Annotated in this window: 14 protein-coding genes and 1 tRNA gene; 10 read left to right on the forward strand and 5 right to left on the reverse strand. The window is 62.7% G+C overall.

Annotated features, from left to right (window positions below):
• Positions 1–160: 160 nt before the first annotated feature.
• From AB1286_RS17925 to AB1286_RS17940, 4 genes are all read right to left on the reverse strand, one after another.
• Positions 161–235, reverse strand: a tRNA-Val gene (locus AB1286_RS17925).
• A gap of 48 nt (positions 236–283) precedes the next feature.
• A complete protein-coding gene (gene dnaQ, locus AB1286_RS17930) occupies positions 284–1042 on the reverse strand; it encodes a DNA polymerase III subunit epsilon (RefSeq protein WP_430364518.1) in 759 nt (252 codons plus the stop codon).
• Positions 1043–1139: 97 nt separating this feature from the next.
• The gene (gene rnhA / locus AB1286_RS17935; RefSeq protein ID WP_430364519.1) at positions 1140–1595 is read right to left on the reverse strand and encodes a ribonuclease HI; all 456 of its coding nucleotides are present in this window, start codon (positions 1593–1595) and stop codon (positions 1140–1142) included.
• Between the two features lies 1 nt (position 1596).
• Complete coding sequence (locus tag AB1286_RS17940) at positions 1597–2442, reverse strand: class I SAM-dependent methyltransferase (protein ID WP_430364520.1); 846 nt, start codon at positions 2440–2442, stop codon at positions 1597–1599.
• A 19-nt stretch (positions 2443–2461) separates the two neighbouring features.
• Between AB1286_RS17940 and gloB the strand changes: the two genes are divergently transcribed.
• The 6 genes from gloB to AB1286_RS17970 all read left to right on the forward strand — a co-directional run bounded on the left by gloB (position 2462) and on the right by AB1286_RS17970 (position 11215).
• Entirely contained in the window at positions 2462–3253 is a 792-nt protein-coding gene (gene gloB, locus AB1286_RS17945) for a hydroxyacylglutathione hydrolase (RefSeq protein ID WP_430364521.1), read from the forward strand.
• 152 nt (positions 3254–3405) lie between these two features.
• Complete coding sequence (locus AB1286_RS17950; protein ID WP_430364522.1) at positions 3406–5064, forward strand: transglycosylase SLT domain-containing protein; 1659 nt, start codon at positions 3406–3408, stop codon at positions 5062–5064.
• A 524-nt stretch (positions 5065–5588) separates the two neighbouring features.
• Positions 5589–6737, forward strand: coding sequence for a glutamine-hydrolyzing carbamoyl-phosphate synthase small subunit (gene carA, locus AB1286_RS17955; RefSeq protein ID WP_430364523.1), 1149 nt, complete (start codon positions 5589–5591; stop codon positions 6735–6737).
• Positions 6738–6817: 80 nt separating this feature from the next.
• Complete coding sequence (gene carB / locus AB1286_RS17960; RefSeq protein WP_430364524.1) at positions 6818–10072, forward strand: carbamoyl-phosphate synthase large subunit; 3255 nt, start codon at positions 6818–6820, stop codon at positions 10070–10072.
• Positions 10073–10216: 144 nt separating this feature from the next.
• Complete coding sequence (gene greA / locus AB1286_RS17965; RefSeq protein ID WP_430364525.1) at positions 10217–10693, forward strand: transcription elongation factor GreA; 477 nt, start codon at positions 10217–10219, stop codon at positions 10691–10693.
• Between the two features lie 18 nt (positions 10694–10711).
• The gene (locus AB1286_RS17970) at positions 10712–11215 is read left to right on the forward strand and encodes a DUF4149 domain-containing protein (RefSeq protein ID WP_430364526.1); all 504 of its coding nucleotides are present in this window, start codon (positions 10712–10714) and stop codon (positions 11213–11215) included.
• A gap of 39 nt (positions 11216–11254) precedes the next feature.
• Here AB1286_RS17970 and AB1286_RS17975 read toward each other — a convergent pair whose 3' ends face one another.
• On the reverse strand, positions 11255–11797 hold the full coding sequence (locus AB1286_RS17975) for a YhbY family RNA-binding protein (protein ID WP_430364527.1): 543 nt from the start codon (positions 11795–11797) through the stop codon (positions 11255–11257).
• 182 nt (positions 11798–11979) lie between these two features.
• Between AB1286_RS17975 and AB1286_RS17980 the strand changes: the two genes are divergently transcribed.
• The 4 genes from AB1286_RS17980 to glmM all read left to right on the forward strand — a co-directional run bounded on the left by AB1286_RS17980 (position 11980) and on the right by glmM (position 17137).
• Complete coding sequence (locus AB1286_RS17980) at positions 11980–12642, forward strand: RlmE family RNA methyltransferase (RefSeq protein WP_430364528.1); 663 nt, start codon at positions 11980–11982, stop codon at positions 12640–12642.
• A gap of 179 nt (positions 12643–12821) precedes the next feature.
• Positions 12822–14711, forward strand: a complete 1890-nt coding sequence (gene ftsH, locus AB1286_RS17985; protein WP_430364529.1) for an ATP-dependent zinc metalloprotease FtsH — start codon at positions 12822–12824, stop codon at positions 14709–14711.
• A 108-nt stretch (positions 14712–14819) separates the two neighbouring features.
• Positions 14820–15722, forward strand: a complete 903-nt coding sequence (gene folP, locus AB1286_RS17990) for a dihydropteroate synthase (protein ID WP_430364530.1) — start codon at positions 14820–14822, stop codon at positions 15720–15722.
• Positions 15723–15778: 56 nt separating this feature from the next.
• A complete protein-coding gene (glmM, locus tag AB1286_RS17995) occupies positions 15779–17137 on the forward strand; it encodes a phosphoglucosamine mutase (RefSeq protein WP_430364531.1) in 1359 nt (452 codons plus the stop codon).
• Positions 17138–17359 lie beyond the last annotated feature (222 nt).

Here is a 17359-nt window from a genome sequence, read left to right on the forward strand (position 1 = left end):
GAGCAATCCCGCTCAGGGCGAACCAAGCAAAAACCGTAGGACACGTGCTGGACTCGGCGGCCCGCGAAACGCCGCACGAGGCGGCGCGCAGAAATGAAAAAGGGCTACGGCCTTTAGCCGTAACCCTTTGTTCTTCGGGCTTCCTACATACCCATAAATCTGGTGGGTAGTACTGGGATCGAACCAGTGACCCCTGCCGTGTGAAGGCAGTGCTCTACCGCTGAGCTAACCACCCGAAGAGAGTCGAATTATGTCAGATGCTTTTGCGCTCGTAAAGCACTTTTTACGCGACTTGCGCATCGGCAGCATCGGCGGCCGTCTCGGGTGCCGGTTCGCGCCGCCATATGCTCGTGCCTTTCATCGATTTATCGAGATCGTTGAGCACGGCTTCGTGCGCTTGCAGCTCCGCTTCATCCGCGGCGAGCACGGGCAATGCGAGCCCCGCGAGCGAGATCCCCTTACCCGTAGCCGCCGACGAAGCCTCTTGGGCCGCCCCTTCGCCCAGCATGTCGATGACGAGGCTTTCCTGCCCACGCGTCATCGCCAGATAGACCTCGGCAAGCAGTTCCGAGTCGAGCAACGCGCCGTGCAGCGTACGGTGCGCATTGCTGATGCCGAACCGGTCGCACAGCGCATCGAGCGAATTGCGCTTGCCCGGGAACATCGTCTTCGCTTGCACGAGCGTATCGATCACGCTCGAATAGTGCTCGCGAAAGGGCGGTAATCCGAGCAGCGCGAATTCCGCCTCGAGAAAGCCCAAGTCGAAGGGCGCGTTATGGATGATGAGTTCGGCATCGCGCAAGTAATCGCGCAACGTATCGGCGATCTCCGCGAACTTCGGCTTGTCGCTCAAGAACTCGGTCGTCAATCCGTGCACGGCAAGCGCGCCGGGATCGCTGTCCCGCTCCGGGTTGACGTAAAAGTGCAGATTGTTGCCCGTGAGCCGGCGGTTCACGAGTTCCACGCCGCCGATTTCGATGATGCGGTCGCCCGTCCGTGCGTTAAGACCAGTGGTTTCCGTATCGAGAACGATTTGACGCATATTCGGGGGTCTCGTCTATAAGCAATACAAACAGCAGTACAAGCGGCGCGGCGAGTCACGCATCGCGCCTATCGAAAACAAGGTGTGCGGGGCAAGCTCAGCCTTCCGCCAACGCGCTCACGCCGCGGTTCGCGAGCGCATCGGCGCGTTCGTTTTCCGGATGGCCGGCATGACCCTTGACCCAGCGCCATTCGATTTGATGCAGGGCTGCGAGTTCGTCCAGCCGCTTCCAAAGATCGGCGTTCTTCACCGGCGTCTTGGCCGCCGTCATCCAATTCTTCTTCTTCCAGCCGTGAATCCACTCGCTGATGCCTTTTTGCACATATTGCGAGTCGGTATGGACGACGGCCTTGCATGGCCGCTTCAACGCTTCCAGCGCCGCGATCACCGCCATGATTTCCATGCGGTTGTTCGTGGTGTTGGCCTCGCCGCCGAAGAGCTCTTTTTCCTGCGTGCCGTAACGCAGCAGAGCGCCCCAGCCGCCGGGGCCCGGGTTGCCCTTGCAGGCGCCGTCGGTAAAGATTTCGATGAACTCGGGCGTTGCTTCAGTCACGTCATATTCTCGGGTTAGGGGTTTTGTGCGTCGCGGCCGGCGCGAGGCCCGGCGCCAGTACAGGCTTTTTCGCCTTGGTCGCGCCGATGAGCCGCATCCCGCGCACGCGCTTGACCGCCGTCACCATATAAGCCGCGCCGAAAATAGGCCACCATCGATCGCCGGCCGCCTCCATGAAGGCGAACCGCGTCAGCCAGTTTTCGCGAGCGAGGGGCGGACGATAGCAGCCGAAGCGCCCGCGTTCAAGCTCGAAACCCAACAGCTTGAGCCAATCCTTGATCCGCGTGAAGGCGATCAGGTCCTGCGCCGCCGGCACGAACGGCCGGCCGGTCATCTTCCCGAAGGCCTGGCGCGCACCCCACAAGCTCAGCGAATTGAAACCGAGAATGACGAGCTGACCCTCAGGCATCAGCACGCGCTCGGCTTCGCGCAGCAGCCGGTGCGGATCGCGCGTGAACTCGAGCGTATGCGGCATGACCAGCAGATCGACGCTTTGCGCCTCGAACGGCAAATCGAGCAAATCGCACCAAAGCGTCGTGCGAGCGGCAGGTCCGTAGCGCTCTCCCGGACCGCCAAGGCCCGACGGCCCGATCGCGACGTTTTCCCGCCAGCGCGGCGGGTAGGTGAACGGGGCGCTCGCTCCGCTGGCCGCGTCGAGAACGAGCGCGCGCGAGGGCATGCGGTTCTCGCGAAGCGCATCGAGCTGCGGCAGGCCGAGTTGCAGCGCGTGGTAGCCGAACACGTTCGACACGACGCTATCGAGGTGGGCCTGTTCCCAGTCGAGTACGTAGCGCCCCAGTGGCGAAGCCGCCCAAGCGGGCCAGTCTATAATCGGTCGATCTGACATCGTGATGGGTGCGTCGCCTATGAATACGCTCGAATACGTGCCGGTGCCGGCGTTTGCGGACAACTACATCTGGCTCGTATCGGACGGGCGCGATGCCGTCGCCGTCGACCCGGGCGAGGCGGCCCCGGTCAGGGCATATCTCGCTAAGCGGGGCTGGCGACTCGCCGCTATTTTACTCACGCACCATCACGCCGACCATGTCGGCGGCGTCGCGGATCTCATAGGCGATACCCGTATTCCCGTCTACGGCCCTGCCGCGGAAGCCATTCCGGTCGTTTCGCGCCCCCTCGCGGGCGGCGATCGCGTGCACATTTCGGCGCCGCATCTCGAATTGGAGGTACTCGAGGTGCCCGGCCACACGCGCGGGCATATCGCGTATTTCCAGGCAGGCGAGGCGAGTGCGGTGCCGCATGTGTTTTGTGGCGATACGCTCTTCGCCTGCGGTTGCGGACGTCTTTTCGAAGGTACGCCGGCCCAAATGCTGACGTCGCTCGACGCGTTGGCGGCACTACCCGGCGAAACCGAGGTGCATTGCGCACACGAATATACGCTGTCGAACATTCGTTTCGCGCTCGCGTGCGACCCGGACAATGCGCGCCTCCACGCCTGGCATGACGAAGCCAAGGCCCTGCGTGCGCGCGAGGTGCCGACGCTTCCGACGACGATTGCGCACGAGCGCGCCGTCAATCCGTTCCTGCGGTCGGGCGATCCTGCCGTCGTGCGAACCCTGGCCGAACAGCTGCATGAAACGGTTCCGGATCGGCTCGCGTCCTTTACCTTGATGCGAGAGTGGAAAAATCGTTTTCGTTAGATGCTTTGCATGCGGCGCAAATTTCGTTCGATGCTTCGAAAAAATGCGGCAAGTTATGGATTTGACTGGTTTTTTTATCAGTTTTTGTTGACGCGGACGGTGTGCTTTCGTACTATCGCCTGCAATTTCCAGCTTTGGAAGAGCAGACGTTCATGCGATTTATATTCAGTGCCCTGTTGGTTTTGACGCTTGCCGCGTGCGCAAGCCAAGGACCGACAGCGCCTCAAGCCTCCGACGCTTCCAACCCGACCGCCGCTACCGACACCCTCCGCGTTACCGCCGCCAAGCAAACCATCGACGTCGATAAGAGCTCCGTCGAGCAGTTGACGACGGCGGACTCGGATCTGTGGGCCCGCATTCGCCGCGGCTTCCAGATGCCCGACCTGCATAACGACTTGGTGGATATGCAGGCCAATTGGTATGCGCAGCGTCCCGATTACGTCCAGCGCATGACCGAGCGCTCGGAAAAGTACCTGTACTACATCGTCGAAGAACTCGAGTCGCGGCATATGCCGACGGAGCTCGCGCTGCTGCCGTTCATCGAATCGGCCTATAACCCGCAGGCGCTGTCGGTTGCGAAGGCTGCCGGCATGTGGCAATTCGTACCGGGCACCGGGCGCACGTACAACCTCAAGCAGAACATGTGGCTCGACGAGCGGCGCGACGTGTTGGCTTCCACGGGAGCCGCGCTCGACTATCTCTCGCGTCTGCACGATATGTTCGGCGATTGGTATCTCGCGCTTGCGGCCTATAACTGGGGCGAGGGTAACGTCCAGCGGGCGATTGCGCGCAATCAGGCGGCCGGCTTGCCGACCGACTACGAAAGCCTGCGCATGCCCAACGAGACGCGCAACTACGTGCCGAAGCTGCAAGCCGTCAAGAATATCGTCGCGAATCCGCAAACCTATGGTCTGACGCTGCCGTCGATCCCGAACCACCCGTATTTCGTGACGGTGACCACCTCGCGCGATATGGATGTCGATGTCGCCGCCAAGCTCGCGAACATGACGACGGACGAATTCCGCGCGCTCAACCCTTCGTTCAAGAAGCCCGTCATCGTCGGCGCGACGCAGCCGCAGATTTTGTTGCCGTTCGATAACGCGAGCGCGTTCGAACACAACTTGAAGAGCTTCGACGGGCAGCTATCGTCCTGGACCACCTATACGGTGACCGAGCGCACGCGCCCGCAAGCGCTGGCCGAGAAGATCGGTATCGATGCGCAGATGCTCATGTCGGTCAACAAGATTCCGGCAGGGATGCGGCTCAAGCCGGGTTCGACGCTCGTCGTGCCGCGCGGCGACGACGATGACGAGGACATTAGTGCAGACGTGGCCGAGAGCGCCGTGCTGGCCGTGGAGCCCGACGTCCCGGATACGCGCAAGATGCTGATTCGCGTGCGCCGCAAGCAGACGATGGCCGCGATCGCCGCACGCTATCACGTGTCGATCGGGCAGCTCAAAGCGTGGAATAAGACGCATCGCTCGGAAGCGATGCCGGGGCAGGTGATCGTTCTGCACGTGCCGGTGGGTACGGCCGTGCCGGCGGAGCCGGGCCCGCAAAAGCTCGCGACGGCGGCGGCGGAAAGCGCGCAAGTCGAGCGCGTCTCGGCGCGCGCGGCCGACGCAAAGCCCAAATCGCGGCACGGGAAGGCTGCCAAAGGCCGCGTTCGGGCGACGATCGGCAAGACCGCGGCCGCGCACGACGCAAAGCCGGCGCGATCCAAAGTCGAGACGGCGAAGTCTACGCAAAAAACATCGAAAGTCGTCGATTCGCAAGACAAGAGCGAACGCAAGTCCAAGCAAAAATCCTGAACGGCGCGGCGATAGCCGCACCGCTTTCCGTGACGCCGTCGCCCGAAAAGCGACGGCGTTTTCGTTGGTGGCCCGCAAATACTGAATCGCCGAGAACGCCTCCGGTTCGTGCGCGGGTCGGACCGGGTTGCGGTGCGCGTCGGCGGGTGTAGGATCGTCGCTGTGCCCAACGACCGGTCGCGCACGGCGCCTCTCATGCCGCGTCGAGACGACTTCCAATTGTGGGGAAGGGGTATTTCCGGCTATAATCCGAAAGTTTGCACTATCCAACCCGCACCCTAGCGCCTACCTCCTCCATCCCGTTCATCCGCCGCGCGCCGTCATCGCGAGCACGTGCCGCCGAGCCCGTCCGGTCACCGGATCGAAGCCTCGAGCATCGTTCGCGTCGTCGTAGCAGCGTGCGAACTCGCGCCACGCCGCCTGCTTTCGTCTAATCGTCGAAAAGCGAGCGCGGCGATAGCCACGAGAGTTCGCGTGGTCGGATAAACAGGTCGGCACCAGGGTGTTCCTGAAGGAGCTTCCCCGTGTTGCCGTCTTTTCCTCCCGCTCTGCTTGCACTCGCCGACGGCACGATTTTTCGCGGCTATGCCATCGGCGCGGCTGGTCACACCATCGGCGAAGTCGTGTTCAATACCGCGATCACCGGTTACCAAGAGATCCTGACCGATCCGAGCTATGCGCGCCAGATCGTCACGTTGACCTATCCCCACATCGGTAACGTCGGCGTGAACGCCGAGGACGTCGAATCGACGAAGGTTCACGCCGCCGGCTTGATCGTGCGCGATCTGCCTGCGCGTGCGTCGAACTTCCGCATGCAGCGCACGCTCGGCGAATACCTGCAAGCCGAGAACGTCGTGGCGATCGCCGGGATCGATACGCGCCGCTTAACGCGCATCTTGCGCGACAAGGGCGCGCAAAACGGCTGCATTCTGGCCGGCAGCGACGACGAAGCGAAGGCCGTCGAGCTTGCGCGCTCGTTCCCGGGTCTGGCCGGCATGGATCTGGCCAAAGTGGTCAGCACGGCCAAGCCGTACGAGTGGACCCAAACCGAATGGCGCTTGGGCTCGGGCTTCGGTGCGCAGCGCACGCCGAAATACCGTGTCGTCGCATTCGACTACGGCGTCAAATACAACATCTTGCGCATGCTGGCCGAGCGCGGCTGCCATGTGACGGTGCTGCCCGCGCAAGCGAGCGCGGCCGAGGCGTTGGCCCTCAATCCCGATGGCGTATTCCTCTCGAACGGCCCCGGCGACCCGGAACCGTGCGATTACGCGATCGCGGCGACGAAGGAATTCATCGAGCGCGGCATCCCCACGTTCGGCATCTGTCTCGGTCACCAGATCATGGGCCTCGCCGTCGGCGCGAAGACGATCAAGATGAAGACGGGCCATCACGGCGCGAATCATCCGGTCAAGGATCTGGCCGACGGCCGCGTCGTCATCACGTCGCAGAATCACGGGTTCGCCGTCGACGCGAACACGCTGCCGGCGAACGCGCGCGTCACGCATATCTCGCTATTCGACGGCACGCTGCAAGGCTTCGAGCTGACGGACAAGCCCGCGTTCTGCTTCCAGGGTCACCCGGAAGCATCGCCGGGGCCGCACGATATCGGCTACTTGTTCGATCGGTTCACGGCGCTGATGGACGCCAAGCGCGGCAGCGCCGCCGCGTGATTTCCAAGCGCCGGCGCGTCTGACACGCGCTAGCGCCCATCGAAGACATCAGAAAGACGAAAGACATTAGCGAGAGCGTTATGCCCAAGCGGACAGACATCAAAAGCATCCTCATCATCGGCGCTGGGCCGATCATCATCGGCCAGGCCTGCGAGTTCGACTACTCGGGCGCGCAAGCATGCAAGGCGCTGCGTGAGGAGGGCTACAAGGTCATCCTCGTCAACAGCAATCCGGCGACGATCATGACCGACCCGAATACGGCCGACGTCACCTACATCGAACCGATCACGTGGGAAGTCGTCGAGCGCATCATCGACAAAGAGCGCCCCGACGCGATCTTGCCGACGATGGGCGGCCAAACGGCGCTCAATTGCGCGCTCGATCTGCATCACCATGGTGTGCTGACGAAGTACAACGTCGAGTTGATCGGTGCGTCGCCCGAGGCGATCGACAAGGCGGAAGACCGCCAAAAGTTCAAAGATGCGATGACCAAGATCGGGCTCGGCTCGGCGAAGTCGGGTACCGCGCACTCGATGGAAGAAGCGCTTAAGGTGCACGCCGAGATCACGGCGCAAACGGGCGGCCCCGGTTACCCCGTGGTCATCCGTCCGTCGTTCACGCTCGGCGGCTCGGGCGGCGGCATTGCCTACAACTGTCAAGAGTTCGAGGAAATCTGCCGCCGCGGGCTCGACTTGTCGCCCACGCGCGAACTGCTGATCGAAGAGTCGCTGCTCGGCTGGAAAGAGTACGAGATGGAAGTCGTGCGCGACCGCGCCGATAACTGCATCATCGTCTGCTCGATCGAAAACCTGGACCCGATGGGCATTCATACGGGCGATTCGATCACGGTCGCGCCGGCGCAAACGCTGACGGACAAGGAATACCAGCTGCTCCGTAACGCCTCGCTGGCCGTGCTGCGCGAGATCGGCGTCGATACGGGCGGCTCGAACGTGCAGTTCGCGATCAATCCGCGCGACGGCCGCATCATCGTCATCGAAATGAACCCGCGCGTGTCGCGTTCGTCGGCGCTGGCCTCGAAGGCTACGGGCTTCCCGATCGCCAAGGTCGCGGCGAAGCTCGCGTGCGGCTACACGCTCGACGAGTTGAAGAACGAAATCACCGGCGGCCAAACGCCGGCGTCGTTCGAGCCTACGATCGATTACGTCGTCACGAAGATCCCGCGCTTCGCCTTCGAAAAATTCCGTGAAGCCGATTCGCGCCTGACGACGCAGATGAAGTCGGTGGGCGAGGTCATGGCGATCGGCCGCACGTTCAAGGAATCGTTCCAAAAGGCGCTGCGTGGTCTCGAAGTCGGCGTGGACGGTCTCGACGAAAAGACGCTCGACCGCGACGAAATCGTGCGCGAGATCGGCGAAGCCGGACCCGAGCGCATTTGGTATGTCGGCGATGCGTTCCGCCTCGGCATGTCGCTCGAGGAAGTGTTCGAGGAAACGGCTATCGATCCGTGGTTCCTGGCCCAGATCGAAGAGATCGTGAATACCGAAAAGGAACTGGCCGGCCGCACGCTCGCGAGCCTGTCGAAGGACGAGCTCCTGTTCCTGAAGCGCAGCGGTTTTTCCGATCGCCGTCTTGCCAAGCTGCTCGCGGCGAACGCGGCCGATGTGCGTAGCCGTCGTATCGAGTTGAACGTGCGTCCGGTCTACAAGCGCGTCGATACGTGCGCGGCCGAATTCGCCACGAAAACGGCGTACATGTACTCGACCTACGAGGAAGAGTGCGAGGCGCAGCCTACGTCGAACAAGAAGATCATGGTACTCGGCGGCGGACCGAACCGGATCGGGCAGGGCATCGAGTTCGATTACTGCTGCGTGCACGCGGCGCTCGCGATGCGCGAGGACGGCTATGAAACGATCATGGTCAACTGCAACCCGGAAACCGTGTCGACCGATTACGACACGTCCGATCGTCTCTACTTCGAGCCGCTGACGCTCGAAGACGTTCTCGAAATCGTCGACAAGGAAAAGCCGCTCGGCGTGATCGTCCAGTACGGCGGCCAAACGCCGCTTAAGCTCGCGCTCGATCTGGAAGCCAACGGCGTGCCGATCATCGGTACGTCGCCCGACATGATCGATGCGGCCGAAGATCGCGAGCGATTCCAAAAGCTGCTGCAAGATCTCGGTCTGCGTCAGCCGCCGAACCGTACGGCACGTGCGGAAAGCGAAGCCCTCGCGCTCGCCGACGAAATCGGCTACCCGCTCGTCGTGCGTCCTTCGTACGTGCTCGGCGGCCGCGCGATGGAAATCGTGCATGAGCCGCGCGATCTCGAGCGCTATATGCGCGAGGCCGTGAAGGTGTCGAACGACTCGCCCGTGCTGCTCGACCGCTTCCTGAACGATGCGATCGAATGCGACGTCGATTGCATCTCGGACGGCAAGAGCGTGTTCATCGGCGGCGTCATGCAGCATATCGAGCAAGCGGGCGTTCACTCGGGCGATTCGGCCTGCTCGCTGCCGCCTTACTCGCTGTCGACGTCGACCGTTGCGGAACTCAAGCGGCAAACGGCGGCGATGGCGAAGGCCTTGAACGTCGTGGGCTTGATGAACGTGCAGTTCGCGATTCAGCAAGTGAGCAACGAAAGCGGCAGCGTCGACGACATCATCTATGTGCTCGAAGTGAATCCGCGCGCATCGCGTACGGTGCCGTACGTGTCGAAGGCCACGGGGCTGCCGCTCGCGAAGATCGCGGCGCGTGCCATGGTCGGCCAATCGCTCGTCGAGCAACAAGTGACGAAGGAGGTCGAGCCGCCGTACTTCAGCGTCAAGGAAGCCGTGTTCCCGTTCGTCAAATTCCCGAGCGTCGATCCGGTGCTCGGGCCCGAGATGCGCTCCACGGGTGAAGTCATGGGCGTGGGCCAGACGTTCGGCGAGGCGTTGTTCAAGTCGCAGCTCGCGGCGGGTTCCCGCCTGCCCGAATCGGGCACCGTGCTGCTGACCGTGATGGATGCCGACAAGCCGAAGGCCGTCGAAGTGGCGGCGATGCTGCACGAGCTCGGCTATCCGATCGTGGCGACGAAGGGCACGGCGGCGGCCATCGCGGCGGCCGGCGTCCCGGTGAAGGTCGTGAACAAGGTGAAGGACGGCCGTCCGCATATCGTCGATATGATCAAGAACGGCGAGATCGCGCTCGTGTTCACGACGGTCGACGAGACGCGCGCGGCGATCGCCGATTCGCGTTCGATTCGCATGAGCGCACAGGCAAACAAGGTGACCTACTACACGACGATGTCGGGCGCGCGCGCGGCCGTCGAGGGCTTGCGTTACCTGAAGAACTTGGAAGTCTATGATTTACAAGGGCTTCATGCTCGCCTAAACTAATCGTTCGATTACACCATCCAAGCTGGGGTCGCATCACAACCCCACCATGCCGCGGTTAAGCGGCGTCCTGTCGAAGTCGTATAAGGCGGGATGCACTTAACCGCGGTGCTTTTTTATTGCCGTTTTTTGTTTACTGATCTGTCTATGAGCACGATTCCCTTGACGAAGCGGGGCGCCGATCAACTGCGCGACGAACTTCAGCGCTTGAAGTCGGTCGAGCGTCCGTCCGTCATCAATTCGATCGCCGAGGCACGGGCGCAGGGTGATTTGTCGGAAAACGCCGAATACGATGCCGCGAAGGAAAAACAGGGCTTTATCGAGGGGCGCATTGCCGAAATCGAATCGAAGCTGGCTGCCGCGCAAGTGATCGATCCGTCCGCACTCGATGCGGAAGGCCGCGTGGTATTCGCCGCCACGGTCGATCTCGAAGACCTCGACTCGGGCAACAAAGTGACGTATCAAATCGTCGGCGACGACGAAGCGGACCTCGATCACGGCCTCATTTCGGTCAGCTCGCCGATCGCGCGTGCATTGATCGGCAAGTTCGAAGGCGATGTGGCCGCCGTGCAAGCGCCCAGTGGCGTGCGCGAGTACGAAATCATTTCGGTGCGTTACGTCTAACAGCCGAGATCGGATCTCGTGTCTCCCGTTCCCCATCGCGTATTTCGGCTGCTGATCTTGATTTGGGTCGGCAGCGCGCTGACGATCGGCTATCTCGTCGCGCCCACGCTATTTGCGACGCTCGCGCGCTCGATGGCCGGCGACGTCGCGGCCCGGTTGTTTCGGATCGAGGCGTTCATCGGCGTGGCATGCGGTATTTTGTCGCTGACGCTGGGCAACGTTTTGGTGCGGCGAGGCGCAGCCGGCTATCGCAAGCTTCGCTGGCTCGTCGTGGGTATGCTCGTATGCGTGCTCGTCGGCTACTTCGGGTTGCAGCCGTTCATGGATGCGCTGCGCGCTCAGGCGCATGCCGAAGGGCTCGATCTGGCGAATTCGCCGTATGCGGCGCGATTCGGGCTGCTGCATGGCATCTCGACGCTGTTTTACGTCGTGGAAACCGTGCTCGGCTTGGCGCTGGTATGGCTGCTGCCGGGGGAGGATGGGCGCTGCGAGCCGGAAGCAGGCCTGGTGCGAGGCGGGTAGGCGGTGTGAAGCGCCGCGCGAACGCGGCGCTGCGTAGGGTTACTTCGCTGTTTGGTGCTGACGCTTGGCGCTCGTTTGACGCTTCTTCGCGCGCTTGACGCTGCCGCCGGCCGTGACGCGCTCGTTGCCGAGTACGCGCACCTTTTGCGGCTTCGGCCGCCGTACCGTATCCGACGGCGACTGCTTGACGACCTTCACGACTCGCGGCGCAGTGCCACGTTTGCCCGCATCGGCCGCGGCTTCGCGCGCCGTCGGCATCGCGGTTCTGCTCTTCGCGCCGGCGCTCTTGCCGACGGGGGCCGGGGCGGCCTCGGGCTTCCAGACGACGAGCAGTTTGCCGATATGCTGGATCGGTGCGGCATTAAGCGTGTCGCAGATCGCGTCGTAAATGGCGACGCGGGCCTCGCGTTCGTCGCCGAACACGCGGATCTTGATCAGTTCGTGCGCGGCCAAGTGGACCTTGATTTCGGCCAGCACGGCATCAGTCAGCCCTTCGGCCCCGATCAAGACGACCGGTTTGAGCGCATGGGCTTGGGAGCGCAAGTCGGCGCGCTGGGCAGGGGAGACTTTGAGGGCAGGCATAGGACGAAGAACGACTCGACTAAAATAGGGACGGCCGCGCCATGGATACGTGGCCGGATCCGGCCGAACCGCAACTGATCCGAGCGGCCGAGCTTGGACGCCGCTCATACCGGACGGCGCGCCGGCAAAACGCGTATTATCCGCTAAAAGTGCGGCCCGACGTAGTAATAGATTCCTTTTCGATGGCAAAAAACCGCTTCAATCAATCGTGGTTGCACGATCACATCAACGATCCTTACGTCAAGCTTGCGCAGCGCGAGGGTTATCGTGCGCGCGCGGCCTACAAGCTCAAGGAAATCGATGAGCAGGACAAGCTCATCCGCCCGGGGCAGGTGATCGTCGACCTGGGCTCCGCGCCCGGCAGCTGGAGCCAGTACGCGCGCAACAAGCTGGCGCAGGGGTCGCGCCGCGACGCCGAGCGCGAGGGCGGGATCGACGGCACGATCATCGCGCTCGACATTCTTCCGATGGAACCGGTCGCCGACGTGCACTTCATCCAGGGCGACTTCCGGGAAGAGAGTGTGCTAAGGCAATTGGAGGAAGTGGTCGGCGATCGCCGCGTGGACCTTGTAATTTCCGACATGGCGCCCAATCTGTCGGGCGTGGCCGTGGCCGATGCGGCGCGAATCGAACATATTTGCGATCTTGCACTTGAATTTTCGCAGGCGCATCTGAAGCCGGAAGGCGCCTTGCTGGTGAAATGTTTTCACGGCAGCGGCTACAGCCAGATCGTGGAGAAGTTCAAGCGCCAGTTCAAAACGGTGGCCGCGCGCAAGCCCAAGGCGTCGCGGGACAAATCGGCCGAAACGTTCATTTTGGGCAAATTTTTGAAGCGGCCCGAGTGAGGGGCCCGATCGGATCGTCTCGACCCCGGCCGCGGCGCCAAAAGTGCCGAGGGGCCCGCCCGGGAACGCTATTTTCCCGGTAGCGAAACGTTATGGCAGGGGCTTGCCGACTGGATTAGAATGCTTTCGTGGTGCCGCAAGGTAAATGTAGGCACCCGTCTATGAGGAAGGAGTGGGCTTTGAACAACAACATGTTTTCGAAGGTAGCAGTGTGGCTGGTGATCGCACTGGTACTGTTTACGGTGTTCAAGCAGTTCGACAAGCCCCGTGTCCAGGAAGGCGTCTCGTACTCGCAATTCATGGACGACGCGAAGCTGGGCAAGATCAAGAACGTCGTGGTGCAGGGGCGTAATCTGACGGTCACTCCCGCAGACGGTCAAAAATATCAGATCGTATCGCCGGGCGACATCTGGATGGTCGGCGATTTGATGAAGTACGGCGTCCAAGTGAGCGGCAAGGCCGACGAGGAGCCGAGCGCACTCGTTTCGGCGCTCTACTACCTTGGGCCGACGATCCTGATCATCGGATTTTGGTTTTACATGATGAGGCAGATGCAAGGGGGCGGCAAAGGCGGCGCCTTCTCGTTCGGCAAATCGCGAGCGCGTCTCATCGACGAGAACAACAACGCGATCAATTTCACTGACGTGGCCGGGTGTGACGAAGCGAAGGAGGAAGTCTCCGAGCTCGTCGATTTCCTGCGCGATCCGCAAAAATTCCAGAAGCTAGGTGGGCGCATTCCGCGCGGCGTGCTGCTGGTCGGCCCTCCGGGTACCGGTAAGACGCTGCTCGCGCGTGCAATCGCGGGCGAGGCGAAGGTGCCGTTCTTCAGCATCTCGGGTTCCGACTTCGTCGAGATGTTCGTCGGCGTGGGCGCGGCGCGCGTGCGCGACATGTTCGAGCAGGCCAAAAAGCATGCGCCGTGCATCGTGTTCATCGACGAAATCGACGCGGTCGGTCGTCACCGCGGCGCCGGCATGGGCGGCGGCAACGACGAGCGCGAGCAGACGTTGAACCAGATGCTCGTGGAGATGGACGGTTTCGAAGCGAACTCAGGTGTCATCGTCATCGCGGCCACGAACCGGTCCGACGTGCTCGACAAGGCGCTCTTGCGCCCCGGTCGTTTCGACCGTCAGGTCTATGTCGGTCTGCCCGACATCCGCGGTCGCGAACAGATCCTCAAGGTGCACCTGCGTAAGGTGCCGATCGCGAACGACGTCGATGCATCCGTCATTGCACGCGGCACGCCGGGCTTTTCGGGTGCCGATCTGGCGAACCTCGTGAACGAGGCCGCGCTGTTCGCGGCTCGCCGCGGCAAGCGTATCGTCGAGATGCTCGATTTCGAAGACGCGAAAGACAAGATCTTTATGGGCCCGGAGCGCAAGTCCGCGGTCATTCGCGAAGACGCGAAGCGTGCGACCGCTTATCACGAGTCCGGTCACGCCGTCGTCGCGAAGCTGCTGCCCAAGGCCGATCCGGTGCACAAGGTCACGATCATTCCGCGTGGCCGCGCGCTCGGCGTGACGTGGCAATTGCCCGAGCACGATAACGAGACGTACTCGAAGGAATATCTGCTCGACCGACTGGCGATTTTGTTCGGCGGCCGCGTGGCCGAGGAGCTGTTCCTGAACCTCGTGAGCACCGGTGCATCGGATGACTTCAACAAGGCGACGCAAACGGCGCGCGCAATGGTCGCTCGCTTCGGTATGACCGACGCGTTGGGGCCGATGGTCTATGTCGACGACGAAAACGATTCGTCGCCGTTCGGCCGCGGGTTCACGCGCACGATCTCCGAAGCTACTCAGCAAAAGGTCGATGCCGAAATTCGGCATCTGCTCGACGACCAATACAACCTGGCTCGCCGTCTGCTCGACGAGAACCGCGATAAGGTGGAGGCGATGACGGCCGCGTTGATGGAGTGGGAGACGATCGACGCCGACCAAATCAACGACATCATGGAAGGGCGCCCGCCGCGCTCGCCCAAGAGCGTGCCGTCCACGGACGCTTCGTCGGGCGGTAGCGGCAGCTCCGGCGCGGAAGTGCGGCCCGGTAGCGCGACGGCTCCGGCGTAACGTTACGCGAATAGAGACAACGGGCTGGTGCGTGCCCCGCACCGGCCCGTTTTTTGGTTTACCGGTTTTCGTTAGTCGCGCATCGCCGCTTCGTTTTTTCTTCGTCTCGTGTCTACTTCAGATCTCTCTCGTGATGCGCTGCCCGAACCGTTAGTCTGCGGGCGCTTCACTTTGCGGTTCGAGCGCCCGCTCGTCATGGGCATTCTCAACGTCACGCCCGATTCCTTCTCCGACGGTGGGCGCTACGTCGTCCGCGACGCGGCGGTGCGGCAAGCCGAGAAGATGCTGGCCGACGGCGTCGACATCATCGATATCGGCGGCGAATCGACGCGGCCCGGCGCGCCGCCCGTGCCGCTCGAGGAGGAACTCGAACGGGTCGTACCCGTCGTCGAAGCGCTCGTTACGGCCGGCGTGCCGCTGTCGATCGATACCTACAAGCCCGAAGTCATGCGCGCGACGCTCGCCGCGGGGGCCGATCTCATCAACGATATTTGGGGATTTCGGCGTCCCGGCGCGCTCGATGCCGTTCGCGACAGCGGTTGCGGGCTGTGTGTGATGCATATGCTCGGAGAGCCGCAGACGATGCAGCGCACTGAGATCGACTATGAGGATGTGGTGGCGGACGTGCGCGCGTTCCTGCAAGGGAGAGTCGAGGCGTTGAAGGAGGCGGGGATCGCTCGTGCGCGTATCAGCGTCGATCCGGGCTTCGGTTTCGGCAAGGCAACGCGCGAGCACAATTACGCGTTGCTCGCCCGCCTGCGCGAGACGGCGCCCCGGCCCGCAGCCGGCGAGGCGCCGTATCCGATTCTTGCCGGCATGTCGCGCAAATCGATGTTGGGCGCGGTGACGGGGCGATCGGCACCGGCCGAGCGCGTCGCGGCGAGCGTGGCGGCGGCTGTCTGCGCGGTCGAACGCGGCGCGGCGATCGTGCGCGTGCACGATGTCGCCGAGACCGTCGACGCGCTCAAGGTGTGGGCGGCCGTACGCGACGCGCACAACGCCGTGCGCTGACGGCGAGGCGCACGCGGTCAATCATTCAATACGTTTGGAAGCGGGGGAAGTGGACAATGGCACGTCGTTATTTCGGCACGGATGGTATTCGGGGCAAAGTGGGCGAGAGCCCCATCACGCCCGATTTCGTGCTCCGGCTGGGCTATGCCGCCGGCAAGGTGCTGGCGCAAGCCGATCGATGGGCGAAGGCCGGCTCGCGGCCGACGGTGCTGATCGGCAAAGACACGCGCGTCTCGGGCTACATGCTCGAAGCCGCGCTCGAATCGGGTTTTTCGGCGGCCGGCGTGGACGTCATGCTGGCCGGGCCGATGCCTACGCCGGGCGTCGCTTATTTGACGCGCGCGTTGCGGTTGGCGGCGGGCGTGGTGATTAGCGCTTCGCACAATCCCTACTACGACAACGGCATCAAGTTTTTCAGCGCCGACGGCAACAAGCTGCCCGACGAAGTCGAATTGGCGATCGAAGCGCAGCTCGAGCAGCCGCTCGCTTGCGCGGCGTCGGAGCAGCTTGGCAAGGCACGTCGGCTCGACGACGCAGCCGGCCGTTACATCGAGTTTTGCAAGAGCACGTTTCCGGCCGCGTTCGATTTGCACGGACTGAAGTTGGTCGTCGATTGCGCACATGGCGCCGCCTACGACATTGCGCCGCACGTGTTCCATGAACTTGGCGCCGATATCGTACCGATCGGCGTGGCGCCGAACGGTTTCAACATCAACGACGGCGTAGGCGCGACAGCGCCGGACGCGCTGATTCGCGCGGTTCGCGCGAATCGGGCCGACCTCGGGATCGCGCTCGACGGCGATGCGGACCGCTTGCAGATCGTCGACTCGTCGGGCCGGCTTTTCAACGGCGACGAGTTGCTTTACGTGCTGGTCAAAGACCGCATGGCGACCGACGGCAAGGTGCCGGGAGCCGTCGGTACGTTGATGACGAATATGGCGGTCGAAGTCGCGCTCGGCCGCGAGGGCGTGCCGTTCGTGCGAGCAGCCGTCGGCGACCGTTACGTTCTCGAGCAACTGCGCGAGCGCGGCTGGCAACTGGGCGCCGAAGGCTCGGGCCACATCTTGTCGCTCGATCGGCATACGACTGGCGACGGCATCGTCTCGGCGCTGCTCGTGCTCGCTGCGATCAAACGAAGCGGCCGCACGCTGGCCGAGCTGCTGGACGGCGTGACCCTGTTTCCGCAAAAGCTCATCAACGTTCGCATGCGGGGAGGCGCCGATTGGAAGAGCAGCGCCGCGATCAAACAGGCCGTGGCCGACGCGGAGCAGGCATTGGAGGGCAGCGGCCGCGTGCTGATCCGGGCCTCGGGCACCGAGCCCGTGCTGCGCGTGATGGTCGAGGCGAGTCAACATGATGCAGCAGTGCGTCATGCGCAAGAGATTGCTCGGGTCGTCGAACAGGCCACGTCGTAACCGATCCCACAGAAAAGCGCTGCATCGGCGGCGCTTTTCTCCTACGCTAGTGTCAGCGGCGCAAGGGGCGCCGTGCTCTTATCTTCCCCTAATTCCTCACATCTAATGCTATCTTCATGACAAATCTTTCATGAAGTAAGGTAGCTGTCACGTTACCTTCATCGACAGTCATATTACTGTCACAGTTTCGACCTAATCTTCGCGGTGTCGCGTTTTCCACGA

This window comes from Trinickia sp. NRRL B-1857 (assembly GCF_050470685.1).
In the GTDB taxonomy this organism is placed as follows: Bacteria; Pseudomonadota; Gammaproteobacteria; order Burkholderiales; family Burkholderiaceae; genus Trinickia.

What these genes read in the sequence shown, in the direction of transcription:
- dnaQ (WP_430364518.1), bottom strand. Translation starts at nt 1,042, where the DNA reads ATGCGTCAAATCGTTCTCGATACGGAAACCACTGGTCTTAACGCACGG.
- AB1286_RS17940 (WP_430364520.1), bottom strand. Translation starts at nt 2,442, where the DNA reads ATGTCAGATCGACCGATTATAGACTGGCCCGCTTGGGCGGCTTCGCCA.
- gloB (WP_430364521.1), top strand. Translation starts at nt 2,462, where the DNA reads ATGAATACGCTCGAATACGTGCCGGTGCCGGCGTTTGCGGACAACTAC.
- AB1286_RS17950 (WP_430364522.1), top strand. Translation starts at nt 3,406, where the DNA reads ATGCGATTTATATTCAGTGCCCTGTTGGTTTTGACGCTTGCCGCGTGC.
- carB (WP_430364524.1), top strand. Translation starts at nt 6,818, where the DNA reads ATGCCCAAGCGGACAGACATCAAAAGCATCCTCATCATCGGCGCTGGG.
- greA (WP_430364525.1), top strand. Translation starts at nt 10,217, where the DNA reads ATGAGCACGATTCCCTTGACGAAGCGGGGCGCCGATCAACTGCGCGAC.
- AB1286_RS17975 (WP_430364527.1), bottom strand. Translation starts at nt 11,797, where the DNA reads ATGCCTGCCCTCAAAGTCTCCCCTGCCCAGCGCGCCGACTTGCGCTCC.
- AB1286_RS17980 (WP_430364528.1), top strand. Translation starts at nt 11,980, where the DNA reads ATGGCAAAAAACCGCTTCAATCAATCGTGGTTGCACGATCACATCAAC.
- glmM (WP_430364531.1), top strand. Translation starts at nt 15,779, where the DNA reads ATGGCACGTCGTTATTTCGGCACGGATGGTATTCGGGGCAAAGTGGGC.